Here is a 21,549-nt window from a genome sequence, read left to right as displayed (position 1 = left end):
AGAGGACGAGATGGGACGGTTGACGGTCCGGCGCCCGGTACTGCGGCTCAACGCCGACGGCACCACCCGCCGGCGCCCGGACACGCTGGTGGCCGAGGAGCCGCTGGAGATCCGGGTGGACGGCTCGCCGCTGACGGTCACCATGCGGACCCCCGGCCACGACGTCGAGCTCGCGCACGGCTTCCTGCTCACCGAGGGCGTGATCGGGTCCGGCGACGACCTGTCGACGGCACGCTACTGCGACTCGCTCGACGAGCAGGGCCGCAACACCTACAACGTGCTCGACGTCGGTCTGGCACCCGGCGTCGAACCGCCGGACGTGTCGCTCGAACGGAACTTCTACACGACGTCGTCGTGCGGGGTGTGCGGCAAGGCCTCGCTGGACGCGGTGAAGCTCAAGTCCCGCTACTCGCCCGCCGCCGATCCGCTGCGGCTCCCCCGCACCGTACTGCTGGAGCTGCCGGACCGGCTGCGCGAGCGGCAGAAGGTGTTCGGCTCCACCGGCGGGCTGCACGCCGCCGCGCTGTTCGACGCCACCGGCGAGCTGCTGGTGGCCCGGGAGGACGTGGGCCGGCACAATGCGGTCGACAAGGTGCTCGGCCGGATGCTGATGGACGGCCGGGTGCCCGCCGCGGGGACCGTGCTGATGGTCTCCGGGCGGGCGTCGTTCGAGCTGGTCCAGAAGGCCGTGATGGCCGGGGTGCCCGTGCTGGCCGCGGTGTCCGCACCGTCGTCGCTGGCCGTCGAGCTGGCCGACGAGGCCGGCGTGACCCTGGTCGGGTTCCTGCGCGGCGACACCGGCAACGTCTACACCGGGGAGCAGCGCATCGAGCTGTGAGCCGGCCGGTCAGCCCGACGAGGCCGGGATCGCGGTACGCGTGGCCCGCGGCCGGGCAGATCGGACCGATCGGGCCGTTCCGACCGGTCGCGCCGGTCGGGCCACCGCGGCGACCGTGACCACCACCAGCGCACAGCCGGCGAGCTGCCAGGCGGTCGGGCGCTCGTCGAGCACCAGCATGCCCAGCAGCACCGACAGCACCGGGTGCACCAGCAGCAGCGCCCCAGCCGTGCCCGACGCCATCCCGGCGGTCCCCCGCCCGATCAGCACCCAGGCCACCACCTGCCCGGCCAGCGCCAGCAGGATCAGCCAGGCCCAGCTCGCGGCGGGCAGGTCGAACGCGATCCCGGCGCCCCCGACACCCACGAGCCCGCAGGTCACCGCCGCACCGACGGTGGCCAGCGCGACCGGGGTGACCAGGTGCCGCGGGTTCCGGCGGGACACCTGGCGGTTCAGGTACAGGAACCCGGCGTAGGCGATCCCGGCGAGCGTGCCGAGCACCGCACCGCGGACCGGGGCCGGTCCGCCCGCCCCGGCGCCGAGCACCCCGCCGGCCAGCAGGATCCCGCCGAGCAGCACCGGCGCGGGGAGCAGCTGGGTGCGCGCCATCCGCTCCCCAGCGACCAGGAAGGCGATCAGCGGCAGCGCCAGCACCTGCACGTTGAGCACGACGTTGGCGATCCCGGACCCGGCGTCGAGCACCGCCCGGGTCCACAGCAGGAAGTCGGCCCCCAGCAGCACCCCGGACAGCAGCGCCCAGCCGGCCGCGGCGACCGTCACCGGGCCGTGCCTGCGGTACTCGGCCAGCGCCCACGGCACCAGCACCACCAGCGCGAGCACGCACCGCCAGAACGACGCGGTCGCCGGGTCGGCCCCGGTCAGCGTGACCAGGATCCCGGTCCACGCGAGCACCGCGGCCCCGGCGAGCAGCGCGCCGATGGTCCGCGGGTCGGTCGGCGTGGGCGGGGAGGTGCGGGAAGCGGCGGGAGCGGTCACGTGATCCAGCGTCCCCAGCAAGACCCGGAAGCGCTAATGACTGTTTGTGTGGTGCACTGGTTAGAGTGGCTACGTGATTATCTGGGACCGATTGCGGGTGTTCGCCGCCGTCGCCGAGCACGGTTCGGTCGGCGGGGCAGCGGCCGCGCTGCACATCACCGGCCCGGCCGTCACCCAGCAGCTGCGCAGGCTCGAACGCGAGGCGGGCACCCGGCTGGTCGAACCGGACGGCCGCGGCATCCGGCTGACCGCGGCCGGGCACGTCCTCGCCGGGCACGCCGCGGCGATCGCCGGGGCCGTCGCCGACGCCGAGCGCGACCTGGCCGCACTGCAGGACGAGGTGGCCGGGCCGCTGCGGATCGGCTCGGTCGCCTCCGCGCTGCGGGCGCTGTTCCCCGAGGTGCTGGGCGCGCTGGCGGCCGAGCATCCCCGGCTGGTGCCCACCGTGCACGACGGCGAGGTGGTCGATCTGCTGCCCGCGCTGCGCTCCCGCGATCTCGACGCCGTGCTCCTGGAGAGCTGGACGCACCGGCCGGCCCGGCTGCCGCCGGGGGTCCGGGTGACGACGCTGGTCACCGAGCCGGTGCTGCTCGCCGTCCCGGAGGGGCACCGGGTCGCCGAGTGCGACCCGGCCCCGCTGGGTGAGCTGGCCGGTGAGGTGTGGGCATCCAGCCCGGCCGGCACCGAGCCGTACGAGGCGCTGGTGCAGCTGCTGCGGGCGAACGACGTCGAGCCCGAGATCCGCTACCTGTTCGCCGACTTCGCCACCCAGCTCGCCCTGGTGCGGGCCGGGGTGGCGGTCGCCGTGGTGCCCGGGGTGGCGGTCACCCCACCGCCGGACGGGGTGCGGTTCCTGTCCTGCACCCCGGCGATCGGGCGGTCGCTGGTGCTGGCGACCCGCGAGCAGGACGCCGCGCTGCCGCCGTTACGCGCGCTCGGCGCGGCGCTGCGGGCCGCCGCCGGGCGCGCGGTCGCCGCCGCCCCGGACCCGGGACCCGGGCCCGGGACGGACCGCGCGGCACCGGGGATCAGGCCAGCAGCTCCCGCACCATCGGGATGACCCGGGTCCCGTAGAGCTCGACCGCCTTGAGCCGCGCCGACACCGGCTGCGGCCCGACGGTGTAGATCAGGTCGAAGCGCCGGGCACCGACCGCGCGCACCGAGTCGGCGATCTTGCGGGCGACCGTCTCCGGGGAGCCCACGTGCAGCGCACCCTGCTCGATCTCGGCGTCGAACCGCGACCGTTCCATCGGCGGCCAGCCGCGCTGGGCGCCGATCAGGTCCATCTGCGCCTTGTACGGCGCGTAGAAGATCTCCCGGGCCTCCTCGTCGGTGTCGGCGATGAAGCCCGGCGCGTGCATCCCGACCGGGTGCGGCTGGTTCCCGAACTGCTCGACGGCCCGGTGGTAGAGGTCGACGTAGGCGGCGAACCGCTGGGGCGGGCCGCCGATGATGGCGAGCATGAGACCGAGGTCGTGGTGGGCGGTGCGGACGACCGACTCCGGGGAGCCGCCGACGCCGACCCAGACCGGGATCCGCCGGCCCGCCCTCGGGAACACCTCGACGCCGTCCAGCGCGGCCCGGGTGCTGCCCTGCCAGCTGACCGGCTTCTCGTCGAGGAGCGTGACGAACAGGTCCAGCTTCTCGTCGAACAGCACCTCGTAGTCGCCCATGTCGTAGCCGAACAGCGGGAACGACTCGGTGAACGAGCCGCGACCGACGATCACCTCGGCCCGGCCGTCGGAGAGCGCGTCCAGGGTGGCGAACCGCTGGTAGACCCGCACCGGGTCGTCGGAGCTCAGCACCGTCACACCGGAGGACAGCCGGATCCGGGAGGTGCGGGTGGCGATCCCGGCGAGCACCGTCTCCGGGGTGGAGATCGAGTACTCGGGGCGGTGGTGCTCCCCCAGGGCGACGACGTCGACGCCGGCCCCGTCGGCCAGCACCACCTCGTCGACCACCTGCCGGATGGCACGGGGATGCGAGAGCAGCGCGCCCCCGTCGTCCGTCGGAACGTCGCCGAAGGTGTCCAGTCCGAACACGTAGTCGCTCATGCACGCCCCAACGTAGTTGCTCGTTCAATCATTCCAGGGGTGGACCGGGTTCGTCGAGTGCCTCGCGGAACGCGCGTTCGGCCACCGCCAGGTACCGGGCGACGCCGGCCCGCTCCGGCCCGGTGAGCCCGGCCATCAGCTCGCCGAGCGGCACCCGGATCCGGTCCAGCAGCGGTGGCGGATCGCCGCGTTCCAGAACACCCGGCACAACCCGGCGACCGAGCGCATCCGGTTCCTGGCCGATCCCGGCTCGCGGCCGGCGGCCGAACGCCGAGCCCGCGCGGTCAGCGCTCCCGGGCATCCAGGTGCCGCAGCAGGTTCGCCGAGAACCGGTCGCCGGTCATGTCCATGGTCGCGCGCATCGTCCGGGTCACGACCGGGGCCGCCAGCCGGGACAGCGGCAGGTCGACGTCCAGGGTCAGGGCGATCTCCAGGTGCGTGGCGGGCGTCCCGTCGGCGTCCGGCTCGGCGTCGGTGAGCGCGTAGTGGCCCTCCGCGCCCGCCCACTCGGTGACACCCGGCGGCGGGACGTGCGTGAACTCGATCCGCTTGCCCTCGGTGAAGGTCATCCGCTCGGTGAACACCGGCTTGATGCCGACGCCGAGGACGGCGAGCTGCACCATGTGCCAGCGCCACCAGGTGCCCTCGTCGTCCTCGGTGGCGTCGATCCGGCTCAGCAGCGGGGTGAGCTTCGGCAGCAGCCGCGGATCGGTCAGCACCCGCCACACCGCCATCCGGTCCGCGGTGACGACCGCCTCGGACTCGGTGGTGGCGGAGAACCGGGTCAGGAGTCGCCGCCGTCGTCCAGGGCGCCCTCGGCGGCCGCGGCGTCGTCACCGCCGGCGACACCCGGCTCCGCCTCCGCGGTCCCGCGGTTGGCGGCGGGCAGCAGCCCGGCCAGCGCGTCCCGGTCGATCCGGCGGAAGGTGCGGCGGGCCCGGGTCCGGTCGAGGACCGCGACCTCGAGCGCGTCCGCCCCGAGCACCCGGGGCTGGGCGTTGCTGCCGTTGCCGCCCGACGCCGGATCGGCGCCCGGCACCTGCAGACCACCGAGCGCGACGGCGATCGCCGCCTCCAGCTCCAGGCCCGCCTCGTAGGTCTCGCTCAGCTTGGTCGAGATCGGCTCGGTCTGGCCGCCCATCACCACGAACCGCGGCTCGTCGGTGATCGAGCCGTCGTAGGTGATCCGGTACAGCTGGTCGCCGTCCGGGCGCTCGCCGACCTCGGCGACGCACAGCTCGACCTCGAACGGCTTCTGCTGCTCGACGAATGCGGTGCCGACGGCCTGGGCGTAGGCGTTCGCCAGCATCCGGCCGGTCACGTCCCGCCGGTCGTAGGTGAAGCCGCGGTAGTCGGCCATCCGGATGCCGCCGGTGCGCAGGTTCTCGAACTCGTTGTACCGGCCGACCGCGGCGAAGCCGATCCGGTCGTAGATCTCGGAGACCTTCCGCAGCGAGGTGCCACGGTTCTCGGCGACGAACAGCACGCCGCCGGCATAGGTGAGCACGACCACGCTGCGACCGCGGGCGATGCCCTTGCGGGCGAGCTCCGAGCGGTCGCGCAGCAGCTGGTCGACGGAGGAGTAGAACGGCATCGTCATGGGGAGCGCTCCAGTGGCTCGTACGGTGCGGGCGGCGGCGGACGTCGGTCAGCGGGAGGGTCCGCCGGGACGCTCCCGGCGCCCGGCGATCACCTGCTCGACGACGGCGGCGATCTCGTCCTCGCCGCGGCGGACCGCTCCGTCGGCGTCGATCCCGACGACGACCGGGTAGATCCGGCGGACGGCGTCCGGCCCGCCGGTGGCGGTGTCGTCGTCGGCCGCGTCGTAGAGCGCCTCGATCGCCGTGCGGACCGCGCCGGCGAGGTCCGCGGCCGGGTCGTGCAGCTTCTTCAGCGACGACTTCGCGAAGACCGAGCCGGAGCCGACCGCGTGGAAGCCCAGGTTCTCGTCGTACCGGCCGCCGGTGGGGTCGAAGGTCACGATGCGGCCCGCCCGGGCCGGATCGGCGATGTCGGTGTCGTACCCGGCGAACAGCGGGACCACGACGAAGCCCTGCATCGCCGCGCCCAGGTTCTGCCGGACCATCCCGGCGAGCCGGTTCGCCTTGCCGTCCAGCGAGAGCGGCACGCCCTCGAGCTTCTCGTAGTTCTCCAGGTCGACGCTGAACAGCCGGACCATCTCCACGGCGATCCCGGCCGAGCCGGCGATGCCGACGGCCGAGTGCTCGTCGGTGACGAAGACCTTCTCGATGTCGCGCTGGGCGATCATGTTGCCGCTGGTGGCCCGCCGGTCACCGGCGATGACGACGCCGCCGGAGTAGGTGAGGGCGATGATCGTGGTGCCGTGCGGCACGCCGAGCGTGTCGGCGGCGTTCCCGCCCTGCGCCGGCGAGGCCGCGATCCCGGCGCCCGGCAGCAGGTGCGGTGCCGTGGCCCCGACGAAATCCGTGAACGACTCGGATCCGGTGAGGAAGGTGCCGAGCTGACCTGTGTGGTGCCCGGGCACGATCCCGGGTGTGACCGACGGCCGGAACTCCATCTTCGGGTACGTGCCTCTCGTTCGAGCTGCGTGCGCCGGACGCGCCGCCGGGCGGCGGGGCCTCCGGCACGGCCGGGCCCGCTGGTGCGGACCCGGCCGGGACGGTAGTACGGGAACGGGCGTGCCGCCCGCGCGACGCCGGTCAGCCGGCGCGGCGCGATCGGGTCACTCGCCGCCCTTCTGGACGTAGGACCGGACGAAGTCCTCCGCGTTCTCCTCCAGGACGTCGTCGATCTCGTCGAGGATGGTGTCCACGTCCTCGCCGAGCTTCTCGCGGCGCTCCTGCCCGGATCCGGAGGCACCCTCGGCGGACTCGTCGTCGCCGTCGCCACCGCCCTGGCGCTTCGTCTGCTCCTGCGACATGACGTCTCCTCCTCGCGCTGAGTCACTCGAGACCCACCGGACCCGACCGGTGCGACCGGTGGCCACCACCGGAGCGCACCGGAGCACATCCGGTACGTACTCACCCTACCGATCGGCACCGACAAAATCGCCTGTTGGGCGGTGCCGGGTCGCCGGTGCCGGGCCGGTGCCGGGCCGGTGCCGATTCAGTGCCGATTCAGTGCCGATTCAGTGGGCTGTGAGCTTGTCCACCAGCTCCTCGGCGCTGGACACCGCCTCGAACAGCTCCCCCACGTGCTTGCGGGTGCCCCGCAGCGGCTCCAGCGTCGGGATCCGCACCAGCGACTCGCGGCCCAGGTCGAAGATCACCGAGTCCCAGGACGCGGCGGCCACCTCGACCGGGTAGCGGCTCATGCAGGTACCCCGGAAGTACGCGCGGGTGTCCTCCGGCGGCTCGGTCATCGCCGCCATCACCTGCTCCTCGGAGACCAGCCTGCGCATCGACCCCCGGGTCACCAGCCGGTTGTACAGGCCCTTGGCCAGCCGGACGTCGGAGTACTGCAGGTCCACCATGCCGAGCCGACCGGACGCCCAGGTCAGGCCGTCCCGCTCGCGGTAGGCCTCGAGCAGCTTGAGCTTCGCCGTCCAGTCCAGGCGGTCCGCGGTGAGCATCGGGTCCCGGGCCAGGTCCGTGAGCACCGACTCCCACTCCTCGACGACCTCACGGGTGTCCGGGTCCCAACCGGCCCGGTCGTTCCCGACGGTCTGCTCCAGATGGGCGACCGCCCGGGTCAGATACTCCTCCTGCAGGTTCAGCCCGGTCAGCTGCCGGCCGTCGGCCAGCGGCACGGTCTGCCGCAGGCTGGGGTCGTGGCTGATCCGGGAGACCGACTTCACCGGCTCGGCCAGCCGCAGGTCCTCGAACGACCGGCCGTGCTCGATCATGTCGAGCACCAGTGCCGTGGTGCCGACCTTGAGCAGGGTGGCGACCTCGGAGAGGTTCGCGTCGCCGATGATGACGTGCAGCCTGCGGTACTTGTCGGCGTCGGCGTGCGGCTCGTCGCGGGTGTTGATGATGCCGCGCTTGAGGGTGGTCTCCAGGCCGACCTCGACCTCGATGTAATCCGCGCGCTGCGCCAGCTGGTAGCCCGGATCGTCGCCCTGCTGGCCCAGCCCGACCCGGCCGGAGCCGCAGACCACCTGGCGGGACACGAAGAACGGGGTGAGCCCGGTGACGATCGACGGGAACGTCGTGCTGCGGGCCATCAGGTAGTTCTCGTGCGAGCCGTAGCTCGCACCCTTGCCGTCGACGTTGTTCTTGTAGAGCTGCATCCGGGGCGCGCCCGGCACGGTCGCCGCCCGGCTCGCGGCCTCCAGCATGATCCGCTCGCCGGCCTTGTCCCAGATCACGATGTCGCGCGGGGTCAGCACCTCGGGGGTGGAGAACTCGGGATGCGCGTGGTCGACGTAGAAGCGGGCGCCGTTGGTCAGGATGACGTTGGCCGCACCGAGGTCGTCGAGGTCGGTGTCGAGCTGCGGCGCCAGCGACGGCGACGACAGGTCGAAGCCGCGGGCGTCGCGCAGCGGCGACTCGACCTCGTAGTCCCAGCGGGCCCGCCGGTTGCGCGGCACGTCCGCGGCCGCGGCGTAGGCGAGCACCACCTGGGTGGAGGTCACCACCGGGTTGGCGGTCGGGTCGCCGGGCACCGCGATGCCGTACTCGACCTCGGTGCCCATGATCCGCCGCGCCGTCACGACCGGCTCCCTGCGCGAGACTGCATTACCCGAGCCTAACCGTCACCGGGCACGGCGCGACCCCGCCGCGCGGCGGCATCGGCCACTGTCCGATCATCGCGGGCGTGACCGACCCCGCACGCGAACGTCTGACGGTGCTCGACGCCGACGGCAGGCCGACCGGCGTCGCCGAGCGGGGCGAGGTCTACGCCCGGTCGCTGTGGCACGCCAGCACCGCCGTCGCGCTGCGCAGCACCGACGGCGAGCACGGGCTGCGCGCGCATATCCACGCCTACCAGGCGTTCTGCGACGGTCCGGTGGTGCACCAGCCCGCCGAGGTCGCCGAGGGCGGCTGGTGGACGCTCGACGAGCTGCGGTCCCGGCTCGACCCACCGGCCTACCCCTGGGTGCCCGACGGCCGTGTGGTCACCCGCAGATGGCTCGGCGACGCCGTCGGATAGTGTCCCCGCCTGCCCGTTTACCGACGGGTAACGCAGATCACCCACACCGGGCACTGGATCGGTTAACACCCGGCGGGTCGCGCGACGACACGACGGGGAGGGCCCAGCGTGGAACCTCCCGGTCCGCACCGGCACCCGCCGCCAGTCCCCCACGCAACACTCTGGAGTCCCGCATGGTCAGCATCTCGGTCTCGGCCCGCTCGCTCGCCGCCGCCCGGCTGATCGATCCCGACGTGAACACCGCCGCCGTGCAGGCCGCGGTGGAGGCCGCCCTCGCCGCGGAGCGCCAGGAGAAGAAGCGCGACGTACAGCGCCCGTCGACGCGCCGCGAGCACTCCGCCGGGCGCGAGCCCGGCCGGCCCACCGACTGACGCCGGCCGCACCCCCGCACCGCACACGTCGGGCCCGCACCCCGGGCGGGGTACGGGCCCGACGGCCGCGTGACGGCGGTGTCAGAGGTTGATCATGTGGCCGGCCAGGCCGTGGATCGCCTCCTGCAGGCCCTCCGACAGGGTCGGGTGGGCGTGCACGTTGCGGGCCATCTCGTGGACGGTCAGGTCCCACTTCTGGGCCAGCGTCAGCTCGGGCAGCAGCTCGGTGGCCTCGGCACCGATGATGTGCCCGCCGAGCAGCTCGCCGTGGGTGTCGTCGGAGATCAGTTTGACGAAGCCGTTCGGCTCGGCCATGCCCTGCGCCTTGCCGTTCGCGGTGTACGGGAACTGGGCGACCTTGACCTTCCAGCCCTTCTCGTCGGCCAGCTGCTCGGCCTCGGCCTGGGTGTAGCCGAAGCTGGCGACCTGCGGCGAACAGAAGGTCGCCCGCGGCATCATCTTGTAGTCGAGCTCCTGGGTCTCGGCCCCGGCCAGGGTCTCGGCCGCGACGACGCCCTGGGCCTCGGCGACGTGCGCGAGCATCAGCTTCGCGGTGACGTCGCCGATCGCGTAGACGTGCTCGACGTTGGTCCGCATCCGGTCGTCGATCGCGATCGCGCCGCGCTCGGTCAGCTCCACGCCCAGCTTGTCGAGGCCGAAGCCGTCCACCCGGGGGGCGAAGCCGATGGCCTGCACGACCTTGTCGGCGCGCAGCTCGTGGGTGCCCTTGGCGTCCGAGACGGTGACCGTGACGCCCTTGCCGTCGTCGGCGATCGACTCCACCTTGGTCGACGTGCGGACGGTCACGCCCAGCTTCTTGTAGCGCTTGAGCAGCTCCTTGGACACGTCGGCGTCCTCCAGCGGGAGCAGCCGGTCCAGGTACTCGACGATGGTGACGTCGACGCCGTAGTTGGCCAGCACGTAGGCGAACTCGACACCGATCGCGCCGGCGCCGGCGATGACGACGCTCTCCGGGAGCTCGCGGGTGAGGATCTGCTCCTCGTAGGTCACCACGCGCTCGGACAGCTCGGTGCCCGGCAGCAGCTTGACCGTCGAGCCGGAGGCGATGATCACGTCGTCGTAGGTGACGGTCTCCGAGCCGCCCTTCGTGAGGTCGACCTCGATCTCGCCCGGCCCGGTGAACCGGCCGAAGCCGTCGATCTCGGTGATCTTGTTCTTCTTCATCAGGAAGTGCACGCCCTTGACCCGGCCGTCCGCGACGGTGCGGCTGCGGTCGAAGGCGGCGCCGAAGTCCAGCGTCACGTCGCCGGAGAGCCCGAAGGTCTTCTGCTCCTTGGTGACGATGTGCGCGATCTCGGCGTTGCGCAGCAGCGCCTTGGACGGGATGCAGCCGACGTTCAGGCACACGCCGCCCCAGTACTTCTCCTCGATCACCGCCACACTGCGGCCGAGCTGGGCGGCACGAATGGCCGCCACGTATCCACCGGGTCCGGCTCCGAGCACGACGACGTCGAAATGAGGCATGCGCCCAGCCTAGGACGCCCGGGCCGAGCCGGGGCCGTCCGGTCCTGCGTCACGGGTCACCGGCCACTGCCCGGTTCCGGACAGGTACTCGACGAGGGTCTCGCAGGCCTCCCGGAGCCCGGCCTGCTGCGCCGCGGTGAGCCCGTCGAAGACAGCTTCCCGCACGCTCTCGACGTGATCGGGCGCCGCGTTGCGGAGCACCTCGAATCCCTCGTCGGTCAGCTCGGCGAGCTGGCCGCGGCGGTCGGTGGGACAGGACCGGCGGACCACCCAGCCGGCCTCCTCCATCCGGGCCACCGCGTGCGACAGCCGGCTGCGCGAGGACCACGCCGACTCGGCGAGCACGCTCATCCGCAGGGTCCGCCCGGGCGCCTCGGAGAGCCGCACCAGGATCTCGTAGTACGCCTGCGGCATCCCCGCGTTCGACTGCAGGCGACGTTCGACGCGGTCCAGCACCAGACGCTGGGCGGCCAGGAACGACCGCCAGGTCCGCTGCTCGTCGTCGTCGAGCCAGCGCGTGTGCTCCACGTCACCCTCCGGAATTGTTGAGCGCTCATCTTGTTGGTCCTAGTATCACTCTCAACAAGTGAGAGTTCAACTAAGTTTCGCAGCACCACCACATCGGAGGCGTTCCCCATGACCAGCATCCCCAACTACGTCGCAGGCACGTGGGACATCGACCCGGTGCACAGCGACGTGTCGTTCGTCGTGCGGCACATGATGGTCAGCAAGGTCCGCGGCCGCTTCGAGCAGCTGACCGGCGAGATCGTCACCGGCGAGTCGATCGAGGACTCCACGGTCACCGCGACCATCGACGCGACCTCCCTGAGCACCGGCAACGAGCAGCGGGACGGCCACATCAAGTCGGCCGACTTCTTCGAGGTGGAGAAGTACCCGACCTGGACCTTCACGTCCACCGGCGTGGTGGCCAAGGGCGACGATCTCGTCGTCAACGGCGACCTCACCATCAAGGGCGTCACCAAGCCGGTCGAGCTGGCGCTCGAGGTGAACGGCTTCGGGCCGGACGCCTACGGCGGCACCCGCGCCGGCTTCACCGCCACCACCACGATCAACCGGTCGGACTTCGGCGTCGACATCGCGATGCCGATGGACGGCGGCGGCGTCGTCGTGAGCGAGAAGGTCACCGTCGAGCTGGAGATCCAGGCCGTCCTGCGGGCCGCCTGAGTCCCACCGCACCCCCCGGGAGCCCCGGTCCGCGCCACGCGGACCGGGGCTCCGGTGCGTCGTAGGCTCGGCGGCCGTGGGATACCGGGAGTTCCTGCCCGCGGCTCCGCTCGCCGGGCTGCTGGAGTGCACCTGGCAGTCGCGCACCGGGACCCCGCATGGCCACCACCACCCGGATCGGCTGCGGCGCCGGGTTCGCCGGTGACCGGATCGACCCGGCCGTCGAGCTGGCCCGCACCGGCGAGCTGCAGGACCTGGTGCTGGAGTGTCTGGCCGAGCGCACCATCGCGCTCGGCCAGCAGCGCAGGCTGGCCGATCCCGCCGCCGGCTACGACCCACGGCTGGAGCGGCGGCTGGCGCCGCTGCTGCCCGAGACCCTGGCCAGGGGGGGTGCGGGTGCTGACCAACATGGGTGCCGCGAACCCGCCGGCCGCCGGACGGGTGGTGCGGTCGCTGCTCGACCGCCTCAGCTCCACCGCCCCGGTCGCGGTCGTCACCGGCGACGACGTCCTGGACCGGATCGACCCGGACTCCCGGCCCTGGAGGACGGCAGGCCGCTCGCCGCACACGGCGCGCTCGTGTCGGCGACCGCCTACCTCGGGGCGGACGCGCTGCTGCCCGCGCTGGACACCGCGGCCGTGGTCGTCGTGACCGGGCGGGTGGCCGATCCGTCGCTGTTCCTGGCCCCGCTCGCGCACCGTCTCGGCTGGCGGCCCGGCGACGTCCCGGCGGCCGCCGCGGGCACCCTGGTCGGGCACCTGCTGGCGTGCGCCGGCCAGCTGACCGGCGGCTACTTCGCCGATCCCGGTCACTCGGACGTCGAGCGGCCCGCCGACCTCGGCTTCCCGTGGGCCAAGGTGCGGGCCGACGGCAGCGCGGTGTTCGGCAAACCGGCGGGCTCCGGTGGCCGGCTGGACCGGCACACCGTCCGCCAGCAGCTGCTCTACGAGGTCACCGACCCGACCGCCTACCGGACCCCGGACGTCGTGCTGGACCTGGGCGGGGTCCGGGTCACCGACGAGGGTCCGGACCGGGTCCGGGTCGACGGCGCCGCCGGCCGGGCCCGGCCGGACGAGCTGAAGGTCAGCGTCGGCTACCGGGCCGGGCACCGGGTGGAGGCCGAGATCTCCTACGTCGGGCCGAACGCCGCGGCCCGGAGCCGGGTCGGCCGCCGACATCGTCGGCGAACGGGTCCGCGGGCTCGGCGCCGCCCCGCGGATCGAGGTCCGCGGCGGCGTCGGCGACTGCCGTCTGCGGCTCGCGGCGCGGGGCACGGACCGGGACGTGCTGGACGCGCTCGCGCACGAGGTCGAGTCGCTCTACACGAACGGTCCGGCCGGTGGCGGTGGCTTCCGCTCCCGGGTCGACGAGGTCGTCGGCGTGCTGTCGACACTGGTCCCGCGCTCGGCGGTCGAGCCGCGGGTGACGCTGCTGGAGGGCCGACGTGCGGCTGCATGAGATCGCCCGGTGCCGGGCCGGGGACAAGGGCACCGTCGCGACGCTGACCGTCGTCCCCCGCGACGACGCCGACTTTCCGCTGCTGGTCGCGGAGCTCACCGCGGAGCGGGTGCGCGCCTTCCTCGATCCCTGGGTCGGCGGCGCGGTGACCCGCCACGAGCTCCCGATCGTCGCCTGCCTGCAGTTCGTCTGCACCGGGATCCGCGGCGGCGGGGTGACCGTCTCGACCGAGCTCGACACCCACGGCAAGTCGCTCGGCTCCCGGCTGCTGGCCCTCGAGCTGCCCTGACGTGCCGACGGGCCCCGCCGCGGAGTGCGGCGGGGCCCGTCGGGTGGAGCGGGGTGCTACAGGTACTGGCCGGTGTTCGACGCGGTGTCGATCGCGCGGCCGGTGGACTCGTTCTTGCCGGTGACCAGGGTGCGGATGTAGACGATCCGCTCGCCCTTCTTGCCCGAGATCCGGGCCCAGTCGTCCGGGTTGGTGGTGTTCGGGAGGTCCTCGTTCTCGGCGAACTCGTCGACGATCGCGTCCAGCAGGTGCTGGACCCGCAGGCCCGGCTGGCCGGACTCGAGCACCGACTTGATCGCGGACTTCTTCGCCCGGTCGACGATGTTCTGGATCATCGCGCCGGAGTTGAAGTCCTTGAAGTAGAGGGTCTCCTTGTCACCGTTGGCGTAGGTGACCTCCAGGAACCGGTTCTCCTCGGACTCGTCGTACATCCGCTCGGTGATCCGCTGGATCATCCCGTCCACGCAGGCCTTGCGGCTGCCGCCGAACTCGGCGACGTCGTCGGCGTGGATGGGCAGCGTCTCGGTGAGGTACTTGGAGAAGATGTCCTTCGCGCCCTCGGCGTCCGGACGCTCGATCTTGATCTTCACGTCGAGCCGGCCCGGCCGCAGGATCGCCGGGTCGATCATGTCCTCCCGGTTCGACGCGCCGATCACGATCACGTTCTCCAGGCCCTCGACGCCGTCGATCTCGGCGAGGAGCTGGGGGACGATGGTCGTCTCGACGTCGGAGGACACACCCGAGCCGCGGGTCCGGAAGATCGAGTCCATCTCGTCGAAGAACACGATCACCGGGGTGCCGGCACTGGCCTTCTCCCGGGCCCGCTGGAAGATCAGCCGGATGTGCCGCTCGGTCTCGCCGACGAACTTGTTGAGCAGCTCCGGGCCCTTGATGTTGAGGAAGAACGCACGCCCCTCGTCCGGGTTGTCGCCGCGCTGCTTGGCGATCTTCTTCGCCAGCGAGTTGGCGACCGCCTTCGCGATCAGCGTCTTCCCGCAGCCGGGCGGGCCGTAGAGCAGCACGCCCTTCGGCGGCCGCAGCTCGTACTCGGTGAACAGCTCGGTGTGCAGGAACGGCAGCTCCACCGCGTCCTGGATCTGCTCGATCTGCCGGGACAGGCCACCGATGTCGGAGTAGGAGATGTCCGGGACCTCCTCCAGCACGAGGTCCTCGACCTCGGCCTTGGCGACCCGCTCGTAGGCGTAGCCCGCCCGCGAGTCGACCATGAGGTGATCCCCGGCCTTGAGCGGGCTGGTGCCCTCCTCCTGGCCGAGGTCGAACAGCGGCGCGGCGAGCCACACCACCCGCTCCTCGTCGGAGTGACCGATCACCAGGCCGCGGCCCGCCGATCCGTCGGCGCCGGGCTTCGAGACGATCTCGCGCAACGAGTACAGGTCACCGACCTGCTCGAAGCCCATCGCCTCGACCACCGTGAGCGCCTCGTTCAGCCGCAGCGACTGGCCGCTGCGCAGCTCGCTCGCCTCGACCGCAGGCGAGACCGGGACCCGCATCCGGCGACCGGAGGTGAACACGTCCACCGTGTCGTCGTCGTAGCGGGCCAGGAAGACGCCGTAGCCGGACGGTGGCTGGGCCAGCCGGTCGACCTCCTCGCGGAGCGCCACGAGTTGCCCCCGGGCCTCCTTGAGGGTCTCGGTGAGCTTCTCGTTGCGTGCGTTCAGTGCGGAGAGCCTGCTCGTGGTCTCGGCAAGGCGCTGTTCCAGCACTCGGGCGTGCCGGGGGGTCTCGCTCAGCCGCTGGCGCAGCGTCGCGATCTCGTTCTCGAGATGACGGATCTGCTCGGCGGCCTCGGCCGGGCCGAGGTCGCGGCCAGCGTGGAAATCATGCCTGCCGGGACCGTCGTCGTAGGGGTGGTTCACGGCAGCCTCCCTCCGTGTTCCGTTCAACCACGGTACCCGGGCGGGGGTACCGCGGCGGTGCGTCGAACCGGTGATCCGGGCCTCAGCCGGTCGGCACCATGACGTCACTCTGCGGCTTCCCGCCCGTCACCGCCACGTCCACACGGATGGGACTTTGTGAAGTTCTTGTTCCACGCCGGGCGTGCCGCATCGGAGCAATACCCCCTGACGGGCTAACCGGCTGCCCCGGACGGAGGTGTCAGCGACCCGTCGGACGGCGCTGCTGACGGGGCGGTGTGACACCGTCCGCGAGCCGGCGCGAGGTCACCAGGAACGCGGTGTGGGCGATCATCCGGTGCTCCGGGCGGACCGCCAGACCGACCACGTGCCACGGCCGGACCATCGCCTCCCACGCCTCCGGCTCGGTCCAGCACTGCATGTCGCGCAAGCGTTCCGTCAGCACGGACAGCTGCGTGGTGGTCGCCACGTAGCCGACCAGGATGCCGCCGGGGACGAGGCTGTCGCGGACCGTGTCGAGCACCTCCCACGGCGAGAGCATGTCCAGCACGACGCGGTCCACCTCGCCCCGGTGCTCACGGATGTCACCCACCGTGAGGTCCCAGTGCGGCGGGCGGTGCCCGAAGAACGTCTCGACGTTCTGCACGGCGTGCGGCGCGTGGTCGTCGCGCACCTCGTAGGAGATCACCCGCCCGGCCGGGCCGACCGCCTGCAGCAGCGAGCAGGTGAGCGCGCCGGACCCGGCGCCGGCCTCCAGTACCCGCGCGCCGGGGAACACGTCACCCCACATGAGGATCTGCGCGGAGTCCTTCGGGTAGATCACCTGGGCGCCGCGCGGCATCGACAGCACGTAGTCGGCCAGTCGCGGCCGCAGCGCCAGGTACGGGGTGTTCGCCGCGGAGTGGACCAGGCTGCCCTCGGGGGCGCCGATCAGGTCGTCGTGCGCGATCTGGCCGCGGTGCGTGTGGTACGCGCCGCCCTCCTCCAGCACCAGCGTGTAGTGCCTGCCCTTCGGGTCGGTCAGCTGGACCCGGTCGCCCGCGACGAACGGGCCGCCCCGGCGGCGGCGCTGGGACTCGGGCCCGGCGGAGGGGGTGCTGGGGGCGGTGGCGGTCGGAACGGGGTCGGGCACGGGCGACGACGCTATCCACGCCGGGCCGCCGCCCCGGAGCCGGGGGTCGGCCCGGGCCGCCGGAACCGTCGGTGGGCCGGGTTAGCCTGCGCCGGTGACCGTCCCGCCGCCCGCTCCCCCGCCGCGGGACGGCGCGGGCCCGGGCAGCACCGCCACCTCCAACCCCACCCCCGGCCCCGGCCCGACCGTCACCGCCCGTCGCCCGCCGGCGCTCTCGCCGTCCCGCGCGGCGGACTTCCGCCGCTGCCCGCTGCTGTACCGGTTCCGCGCGGTGGACCGGCTGCCCGAGCCGCCGACCCGGGCGCAGGTGCGCGGCACGCTGGTGCACGCGGTGCTGGAGGCCCTGTTCGCCCGGCCCGCCGCGCAGCGCACCCCGGGCGTCGCGCGGGAGCTGCTCGGCCCCTGCTGGGACGAGCTGGCCGCGGCCTGGCCGGAGACGGCCACCCTGTTCGAGGGACCGCAGGAGCAGGCGCACTGGCTGGACTCGGCGGCCGCGCTGCTGGACGCCTACTTCACCCTGGAGGATCCGGCGGCGGTCCCGGTCACCGCGGTCGAGAACCGGATCGAGACCGAGCTGACCGGCCCCGGCGGACCGGTCCCGCTGCGCGGCATCCTCGACCGGCTCGACGAGGGACCGGACGGTTCGCTGCGGGTGGTCGACTACAAGACCGGCTCGACGCCCGGCGACGGCTTCGAGGGCGCCGTGCTGTTCCAGCTGAAGTTCTACGCGCTCGCGGTGCTGCTGGCCCGCGGCCGGATGCCGGACGAGCTGCGGATGCTGTACCTGGCCGACCGCACCGTGCTGACCTACCGGCCCGACGAGGCCGAGCTGCGCCGGTTCGGCCGGCTGCTCGACGCCCTGTGGACGGCCATCGGGCGGGCCGCACCCGGCGGGGACTTCCGGCCGAACCGGGGACCGGCCTGCCGGACCTGCGACCACCGGGAACGCTGCCCGGCCTGGGGCGGGGTCCCGCCGCCCTACCCGGGCTGGCCCGGCGACGCGGCGGCGCCGACCGGCGAGGCATGATCAGCGTCGTGGACGCCTTCTACCGCCGGACCGACGACCCGACCGACCCGACCGACCCGACCGGAGCCGGGTTCGATGCCACGCGGTCGACCACCGGCCCCTGGTTCGCCGACGCCCAGCACATGGGCCCGCCGTCGGCGCTGCTCACCCGGGCCATGCGCAGGCTGCCGGCCCGCGACGACGCACCCCGCCGGATCGCCCGCGTCACCGTCGAGGTGCTCGGCACGGTGCCCGCCGGGCCGGTCACGGTGACCGCTCAGGTGGAGCGGCCCGGGCGCACCATCGAGCTGCTCTCGGCGACGATGCGGGCCGGCGACCGGGACGTCCTGCGCGCCAGGGCGTGGCGGCTCGCGGCGGGCGACACCGCCGCCGTCGAGCAGGGCGCCGTCGAACCGATGCCCGGTCCGGACACCGGTTCGATCGGGCTGGACCGGCCGGACGGCTGGCTGCCCGGCTTCCTGGACGCCGTCGAGTGGTCGTGGCTGGACGGCAGCCGGCTCGCCGATCCCGGCCCGGGCCGCGGCTGGGTCCGGATGCGGGTGCCGCTGGTCGACGGCGAGCAGCCGGACCCGCTGGAGCGGCTGATGGTCGCCGCGGACTGCGCGAACGGCTTCGCGGCCCCGCTGGACGTGCGCGAGTGGCTGTTCGTCAACACCGAGCTGACCGTGCACCTGCACCGCGCCCCGGCCGGCGAGTGGATCGGCGTCGACGCGGCGACCGTCGTCGGGCCGGACGGGCTGGGCACCTGCTCGGCGACCCTGTTCGACGGGCACGGCCAGGTGGGCCGGATCGCGCAGGCGCTCACCGTCCGGGCGCGCTGAGCCGCCCGGCGGCCGGGCGGCCCGGCGCGGCCGGCCGGCGGTTCAGCCGTGGCCGTGCCCGTTCACCGACATCGCGCGGCAGCTGCGGATCTCCGAGGTCAGGATCGCGGTGGCGCCGATCCGGGCGAGCGTGTCCATCACCCGGTTGGTGTCCTTCGCCGGGACCATGGTGCGGACCGCGACCCAGCCGGCCTTGCGCAGCGGGGACACGGTCGGCGCCTGCAGCCCGGGCGCGACCTTCTCCACGTCGGGCAGCAGCGACTCGGGGCAGTCGAAGTCCATCATCAGGTACTCGCGGGCGAGCACGACGCCCTGCAGCCGGTCGGCGAACACCCGCTTGATGGCGGTGGTCTCGCTGTTCTCGACCCGGTCCGGGCGCTTCTCGCGCTCGATCAGGGTGGCCTGCGACGTCGCGATCGGCTCCCCGATGACCTGCAGCCCGTGCTGGCGCAGCGTCCGGCCGGACGAGACGACGTCGGCGATCGCATCGGCCAGGCCGAGCTGGATGGAGATCTCGACGGCGCCGTCGAGCTTCACGATCTCGGCGCCGATCCGCTTGCCGGACAGGAACGAGCGGACCAGCCGCGGGTACGACGTGGCGATCTTGCGCCCGTCGAGGTCCGCCAGCTTCCAGTCGCTGTCGGCCGGGCCGGCGAAGTGGAAGCGGGAGCGGCCGAAGCCCAGGGCGAGCAGCTCCTGGGTCTGGCTGCCGGACTCCTCCATCAGGTCGAAACCGGTGACGCCCAGGTGCAGGTCGCCCTTGCCGACGTAGGTCGCGATGTCCTTGGGCCGCAGGTAGAAGAACTCGATCTCGTTCTCCTCGTCGACCACGCTGAGGTCACGCGAGTCGGTGCGCTGGCGGTAGCCGGCCTCGCGCATCATCGTGGCGGCGGGCTCGGCCAGGGTGCCCTTGTTCGGCAGTGCCACGCGGAGCATGACGCTCTCCTGAGAATCGTCGGTGCGGGAAGTGCTGGTGGTGCCGGGCCCTCGCGGCGCTACAGATGCTTGTAGACGTCCTCGAGGGTGAGCCCGCGCTGGATCATGATCACTTGCAGCCGGTACAGGAGCTGTGAGATCTCCTCGGCGAGCTCGTCGTCGCCCTGGTACTCGGCGGCGATCCACACCTCGCCCGCCTCCTCGAGCACCTTCTTGCCCTGGGCGTGCACCCCGGCGTCCAGCGCCGCGACGGTGCCCGACCCGGACGGCCGCTCCCGGGCTCTGGCCTGCAGCTCGGCGAACAGCTCGTCGAATGTCTTCACGTGCATCGACCCCTTTCCGCACCAGTGTGAAGGGTGCGTCCGGCGGTACCGGCGGGTACCCGGGTTCCGGAGCCATGCGGGCAACGCACGGCGCCGGGTGGTTCACCCGGTGTGACCAACCGGCGCAGGACGGGCCGTTCGTCGACGGAACCGAACCGCTCGCGAGCCGCCCGAGCGGGTTCGGCGCAACACCCGGCCGTCCCGGACGGGGCCTCCGACGGCGCCGTGGCCACCGGAGGCCCGTCCGGTCAGGTCCGGGCGCGGACCTCGCGCAGGATCGCGCCGAGCTCGGCAGGGGTCACCCCGGCGAGGGTGCTGCGCTGCACCCGCCGCTCGCCGGGCGGCACGTCCAGCTCGCACGGCACCACCAGCACTGCGCAGCCGGCCCGCTCGGCGGAGAGCGCGCCGGTCGGCGAGTCCTCCACCGCGACGCAGCCCGCCGGGTCGAGGCCGAGCAGCTCGGCGCCGCGCAGGTAGGGCTCCGGCCCCGGCTTGGGCGCGGCCACCTCGTCGCCCGGGACGATCGCGGTGAAGTGCTCCGGGCCGAGGGTGTCCAGCGCGCGGGTCACCAGCACCCGGATGGTATTGGTGACCAGCGCGGCCGGGATGCCCTCGACGCGCAGCGCGACCAGCAGCTCGCGGGCACCCGGCCGCCACGGCACGCCGTGCGCGAACAGCTCACCGGCCCGGTCGTAGAGCCACTCCCCGGTCTCCCGGTACTCGTCGGGCGGCACCGTGTCCGGGTCCCGCCCGGCCTCCCGGAAGCAGATCCGCAGCGACGAGTCCAGCGACCCGCCGACCGACTCCCGCCGGGCCTCGACCGGCAGCGGATCGGCCCCGAGGTGCTTCATGAGGTCGTTGAGCGCGACCTCCCACACCTTCTCGGAGTCGATCAGCGTGCCGTCCATGTCGAGCAGGACACCCCTGAGCTCAGGCGTCGGGTCAGGCATCCGGGTTGTACCCCAGGTTCGGCCGGAGCCACTTCTCGACCTCGACGACGTCCATGCCGAGCCGCTGCGCGTAGTCGGTGATCTGGTCCTTGCCGACCCGCCCGACGGTGAAGTAGCGGGAGCCCGGGTTCTGGAAGATCAGCCCGCTGACCGCGGCCGCCGGCGTCATCGCGTAGGACTCGGTCAGCCCGATCCCCAGCTCCTCGGCGCCCAGCAGGTCGAACAGCGGCCGCTTCTGGGTGTGGTCCGGGCAGGCCGGGTACCCGAAGGCGGGGCGGATGCCGCGGAACTTCTCCGCGAGCAGCTCCTCGACCGGCTGGTCGGCGTCGGGCTCGAACCACTCGCGCCGCGCCTGCCGGTGCGCGTACTCGGCGAACGCCTCGGCGAGCCGGTCGGCGAGCGCCTTCACCATGATCGACTTGTAGTCGTCGAGGGCGTCCTCGAACTCCTTCGCCATCACCTCGGCGCCCTGGATGGACACCGCGAACGCACCCAGGTGGTCGCCCTCGGGCGCGACGAAGTCGGACAGGCAGCGGTTCGCCCGGCCGAGCGGCTTCTTCGTCTGCTGGCGCAGCATCGGGATGCGCACCGCACCGGAGTCCGGGTGGATGACGACGTCGTCGCCCTCGGCGTGCGCCGGCCAGAAGCCGTAGACGCCCTTCGCGGTGAACCGGTCGTCGGCGATGATGTCGTCGAGCATCGCGTTGGCGTCGTCGTAGAGTTCCCGGGCGACC

26 protein-coding genes and 1 pseudogene are annotated in these 21,549 nt (G+C 72.9%); 11 read left to right on the top strand and 16 right to left on the bottom strand.

Annotation, left to right across the window (positions count from 1 at the left end):
• Nucleotides 1-10 precede the first annotated feature (10 nt).
• Entirely contained in the window at nucleotides 11-838 is an 828-nt protein-coding gene (gene fdhD, locus ABZ881_RS25610) for a formate dehydrogenase accessory sulfurtransferase FdhD (RefSeq protein ID WP_358488151.1), read from the top strand.
• 9 nt (nucleotides 839-847) lie between these two features.
• On the opposite strand, the gene ABZ881_RS25605 is transcribed toward fdhD, so the two are convergent.
• On the bottom strand, nucleotides 848-1,834 hold the full coding sequence (locus tag ABZ881_RS25605; protein ID WP_358488150.1) for a DMT family transporter: 987 nt from the start codon (nucleotides 1,832-1,834) through the stop codon (nucleotides 848-850).
• A gap of 73 nt (nucleotides 1,835-1,907) precedes the next feature.
• Between ABZ881_RS25605 and ABZ881_RS25600 the strand changes: the two genes are divergently transcribed.
• Nucleotides 1,908-2,894, top strand: a complete 987-nt coding sequence (locus tag ABZ881_RS25600; protein ID WP_358488149.1) for a LysR family transcriptional regulator — start codon at nucleotides 1,908-1,910, stop codon at nucleotides 2,892-2,894.
• Here the strand turns inward: ABZ881_RS25600 and ABZ881_RS25595 are convergent.
• The 7 genes from ABZ881_RS25595 to dop form a co-directional block, all read right to left on the bottom strand.
• A complete protein-coding gene (locus tag ABZ881_RS25595) occupies nucleotides 2,863-3,888 on the bottom strand; it encodes an LLM class flavin-dependent oxidoreductase (RefSeq protein ID WP_358488148.1) in 1,026 nt (341 codons plus the stop codon). The genes ABZ881_RS25600 and ABZ881_RS25595 overlap by 32 nt on opposite strands.
• Nucleotides 3,889-3,916: 28 nt before the next feature.
• Nucleotides 3,917-4,096, bottom strand: coding sequence for a hypothetical protein (locus ABZ881_RS25590; RefSeq protein ID WP_358488147.1), 180 nt, complete (start codon nucleotides 4,094-4,096; stop codon nucleotides 3,917-3,919).
• A gap of 76 nt (nucleotides 4,097-4,172) precedes the next feature.
• On the bottom strand, nucleotides 4,173-4,676 hold the full coding sequence (locus tag ABZ881_RS25585; protein ID WP_358488210.1) for an SRPBCC family protein: 504 nt from the start codon (nucleotides 4,674-4,676) through the stop codon (nucleotides 4,173-4,175).
• Nucleotides 4,673-5,488 carry a proteasome subunit alpha gene (gene prcA, locus ABZ881_RS25580; RefSeq protein WP_358488146.1) on the bottom strand — a complete coding sequence of 272 codons (816 nt, stop codon included), beginning with the start codon at nucleotides 5,486-5,488 and terminating at the stop codon, nucleotides 4,673-4,675. The genes ABZ881_RS25585 and prcA overlap by 4 nt, the downstream gene beginning before the upstream one ends.
• A 48-nt stretch (nucleotides 5,489-5,536) precedes the next feature.
• Nucleotides 5,537-6,427: a proteasome subunit beta gene (prcB, locus tag ABZ881_RS25575; RefSeq protein ID WP_358488145.1), complete on the bottom strand. Its 891-nt coding sequence runs from the start codon at nucleotides 6,425-6,427 to the stop codon at nucleotides 5,537-5,539.
• Between the two features lie 165 nt (nucleotides 6,428-6,592).
• Nucleotides 6,593-6,790: a ubiquitin-like protein Pup gene (locus ABZ881_RS25570; RefSeq protein WP_085912278.1), complete on the bottom strand. Its 198-nt coding sequence runs from the start codon at nucleotides 6,788-6,790 to the stop codon at nucleotides 6,593-6,595.
• A gap of 207 nt (nucleotides 6,791-6,997) precedes the next feature.
• On the bottom strand, nucleotides 6,998-8,506 hold the full coding sequence (gene dop, locus ABZ881_RS25565; protein WP_358488209.1) for a depupylase/deamidase Dop: 1,509 nt from the start codon (nucleotides 8,504-8,506) through the stop codon (nucleotides 6,998-7,000).
• 122 nt (nucleotides 8,507-8,628) lie between these two features.
• Between dop and ABZ881_RS25560 the strand changes: the two genes are divergently transcribed.
• Both ABZ881_RS25560 and ABZ881_RS25555 read left to right on the top strand, forming a co-directional pair.
• Nucleotides 8,629-8,964 carry a hypothetical protein gene (locus tag ABZ881_RS25560; RefSeq protein WP_358488144.1) on the top strand — a complete coding sequence of 112 codons (336 nt, stop codon included), beginning with the start codon at nucleotides 8,629-8,631 and terminating at the stop codon, nucleotides 8,962-8,964.
• Nucleotides 8,965-9,137: 173 nt separating this feature from the next.
• Complete coding sequence (locus ABZ881_RS25555; protein WP_358488143.1) at nucleotides 9,138-9,335, top strand: hypothetical protein; 198 nt, start codon at nucleotides 9,138-9,140, stop codon at nucleotides 9,333-9,335.
• A gap of 81 nt (nucleotides 9,336-9,416) precedes the next feature.
• On the opposite strand, the gene lpdA is transcribed toward ABZ881_RS25555, so the two are convergent.
• The gene (lpdA, locus tag ABZ881_RS25550; protein WP_344017482.1) at nucleotides 9,417-10,820 is read right to left on the bottom strand and encodes a dihydrolipoyl dehydrogenase; all 1,404 of its coding nucleotides are present in this window, start codon (nucleotides 10,818-10,820) and stop codon (nucleotides 9,417-9,419) included.
• A 9-nt stretch (nucleotides 10,821-10,829) separates the two neighbouring features.
• Entirely contained in the window at nucleotides 10,830-11,348 is a 519-nt protein-coding gene (locus ABZ881_RS25545; protein ID WP_344017481.1) for a MarR family transcriptional regulator, read from the bottom strand.
• Between the two features lie 108 nt (nucleotides 11,349-11,456).
• Between ABZ881_RS25545 and ABZ881_RS25540 the strand changes: the two genes are divergently transcribed.
• The 5 genes and pseudogenes from ABZ881_RS25540 (at nucleotide 11,457) to ABZ881_RS25520 (ending at nucleotide 13,752) form a co-directional block, all read left to right on the top strand.
• A complete protein-coding gene (locus tag ABZ881_RS25540) occupies nucleotides 11,457-12,005 on the top strand; it encodes a YceI family protein (protein ID WP_344017480.1) in 549 nt (182 codons plus the stop codon).
• Between the two features lie 158 nt (nucleotides 12,006-12,163).
• Nucleotides 12,164-12,340 (top strand): annotated as a pseudogene (locus ABZ881_RS25535) (acyclic terpene utilization AtuA family protein); the annotation flags it as partial.
• 73 nt (nucleotides 12,341-12,413) lie between these two features.
• The gene (locus ABZ881_RS25530; RefSeq protein WP_358488208.1) at nucleotides 12,414-12,656 is read left to right on the top strand and encodes an acyclic terpene utilization AtuA family protein; all 243 of its coding nucleotides are present in this window, start codon (nucleotides 12,414-12,416) and stop codon (nucleotides 12,654-12,656) included.
• A complete protein-coding gene (locus ABZ881_RS25525; protein WP_358488207.1) occupies nucleotides 12,584-13,510 on the top strand; it encodes an acyclic terpene utilization AtuA family protein in 927 nt (308 codons plus the stop codon). Before ABZ881_RS25530 ends, ABZ881_RS25525 begins: the two co-directional genes overlap by 73 nt.
• Entirely contained in the window at nucleotides 13,450-13,752 is a 303-nt protein-coding gene (locus tag ABZ881_RS25520) for a hypothetical protein (protein ID WP_358488142.1), read from the top strand. The genes ABZ881_RS25525 and ABZ881_RS25520 overlap by 61 nt, the downstream gene beginning before the upstream one ends.
• A 56-nt stretch (nucleotides 13,753-13,808) precedes the next feature.
• Here the strand turns inward: ABZ881_RS25520 and arc are convergent, their stop codons facing one another.
• Together arc and ABZ881_RS25510 are read right to left on the bottom strand one after the other, a co-directional pair.
• The gene (gene arc / locus ABZ881_RS25515) at nucleotides 13,809-15,629 is read right to left on the bottom strand and encodes a proteasome ATPase (RefSeq protein ID WP_358488141.1); all 1,821 of its coding nucleotides are present in this window, start codon (nucleotides 15,627-15,629) and stop codon (nucleotides 13,809-13,811) included.
• 238 nt (nucleotides 15,630-15,867) lie between these two features.
• The gene (locus ABZ881_RS25510; RefSeq protein ID WP_358488139.1) at nucleotides 15,868-16,758 is read right to left on the bottom strand and encodes a tRNA (adenine-N1)-methyltransferase; all 891 of its coding nucleotides are present in this window, start codon (nucleotides 16,756-16,758) and stop codon (nucleotides 15,868-15,870) included.
• A gap of 94 nt (nucleotides 16,759-16,852) precedes the next feature.
• On the opposite strand from ABZ881_RS25510, the gene ABZ881_RS25505 reads away from it, so the two are divergent.
• Nucleotides 16,853-17,785: a PD-(D/E)XK nuclease family protein gene (locus tag ABZ881_RS25505; protein ID WP_358488138.1), complete on the top strand. Its 933-nt coding sequence runs from the start codon at nucleotides 16,853-16,855 to the stop codon at nucleotides 17,783-17,785.
• Complete coding sequence (locus tag ABZ881_RS25500) at nucleotides 17,782-18,606, top strand: thioesterase family protein (protein WP_358488137.1); 825 nt, start codon at nucleotides 17,782-17,784, stop codon at nucleotides 18,604-18,606. Before ABZ881_RS25505 ends, ABZ881_RS25500 begins: the two co-directional genes overlap by 4 nt.
• 42 nt (nucleotides 18,607-18,648) lie before the next feature.
• On the opposite strand, the gene hisG is transcribed toward ABZ881_RS25500, so the two are convergent.
• From hisG to ABZ881_RS25480, 4 genes are all read right to left on the bottom strand, one after another.
• Nucleotides 18,649-19,542 (bottom strand): ATP phosphoribosyltransferase, encoded by an 894-nt coding sequence (gene hisG / locus ABZ881_RS25495; protein ID WP_358488136.1) that lies wholly within the window; start codon nucleotides 19,540-19,542, stop codon nucleotides 18,649-18,651.
• Nucleotides 19,543-19,601: 59 nt separating this feature from the next.
• The gene (locus tag ABZ881_RS25490) at nucleotides 19,602-19,865 is read right to left on the bottom strand and encodes a phosphoribosyl-ATP diphosphatase (RefSeq protein WP_358488206.1); all 264 of its coding nucleotides are present in this window, start codon (nucleotides 19,863-19,865) and stop codon (nucleotides 19,602-19,604) included.
• A 248-nt stretch (nucleotides 19,866-20,113) separates the two neighbouring features.
• Complete coding sequence (locus ABZ881_RS25485; protein ID WP_358488135.1) at nucleotides 20,114-20,815, bottom strand: HAD family phosphatase; 702 nt, start codon at nucleotides 20,813-20,815, stop codon at nucleotides 20,114-20,116.
• On the bottom strand, nucleotides 20,808-21,549 hold a 742-nt coding region (locus ABZ881_RS25480), incomplete at its 5' end, for a vitamin B12 dependent-methionine synthase activation domain-containing protein (protein WP_358488134.1). The genes ABZ881_RS25480 and ABZ881_RS25485, both read right to left, overlap by 8 nt.

Source organism: Pseudonocardia sp. NPDC046786 (assembly GCF_040645415.1).
GTDB lineage: Bacteria > Actinomycetota > Actinomycetes > Mycobacteriales > Pseudonocardiaceae > Pseudonocardia > Pseudonocardia kongjuensis.
The sequence above is the reverse complement of the archived record's forward strand: the minus strand, read 5'-3'. Positions and strand labels throughout refer to the sequence as shown.

Coding starts and splice junctions, on each gene's coding strand:
- fdhD (WP_358488151.1), top strand. CDS start 11: ATGGGACGGTTGACGGTCCGGCGCCCGGTACTGCGGCTCAACGCCGAC.
- ABZ881_RS25595 (WP_358488148.1), bottom strand. CDS start 3,888: ATGAGCGACTACGTGTTCGGACTGGACACCTTCGGCGACGTTCCGACG.
- prcA (WP_358488146.1), bottom strand. CDS start 5,488: ATGACGATGCCGTTCTACTCCTCCGTCGACCAGCTGCTGCGCGACCGC.
- prcB (WP_358488145.1), bottom strand. CDS start 6,427: ATGGAGTTCCGGCCGTCGGTCACACCCGGGATCGTGCCCGGGCACCAC.
- ABZ881_RS25570 (WP_085912278.1), bottom strand. CDS start 6,790: ATGTCGCAGGAGCAGACGAAGCGCCAGGGCGGTGGCGACGGCGACGAC.
- dop (WP_358488209.1), bottom strand. CDS start 8,506: ATGGGCACCGAGGTCGAGTACGGCATCGCGGTGCCCGGCGACCCGACC.
- ABZ881_RS25555 (WP_358488143.1), top strand. CDS start 9,138: ATGGTCAGCATCTCGGTCTCGGCCCGCTCGCTCGCCGCCGCCCGGCTG.
- lpdA (WP_344017482.1), bottom strand. CDS start 10,820: ATGCCTCATTTCGACGTCGTCGTGCTCGGAGCCGGACCCGGTGGATAC.
- ABZ881_RS25540 (WP_344017480.1), top strand. CDS start 11,457: ATGACCAGCATCCCCAACTACGTCGCAGGCACGTGGGACATCGACCCG.
- ABZ881_RS25530 (WP_358488208.1), top strand. CDS start 12,414: ATGGGTGCCGCGAACCCGCCGGCCGCCGGACGGGTGGTGCGGTCGCTG.
- ABZ881_RS25500 (WP_358488137.1), top strand. CDS start 17,782: ATGATCAGCGTCGTGGACGCCTTCTACCGCCGGACCGACGACCCGACC.
- hisG (WP_358488136.1), bottom strand. CDS start 19,542: ATGCTCCGCGTGGCACTGCCGAACAAGGGCACCCTGGCCGAGCCCGCC.
- ABZ881_RS25485 (WP_358488135.1), bottom strand. CDS start 20,815: ATGCCTGACCCGACGCCTGAGCTCAGGGGTGTCCTGCTCGACATGGAC.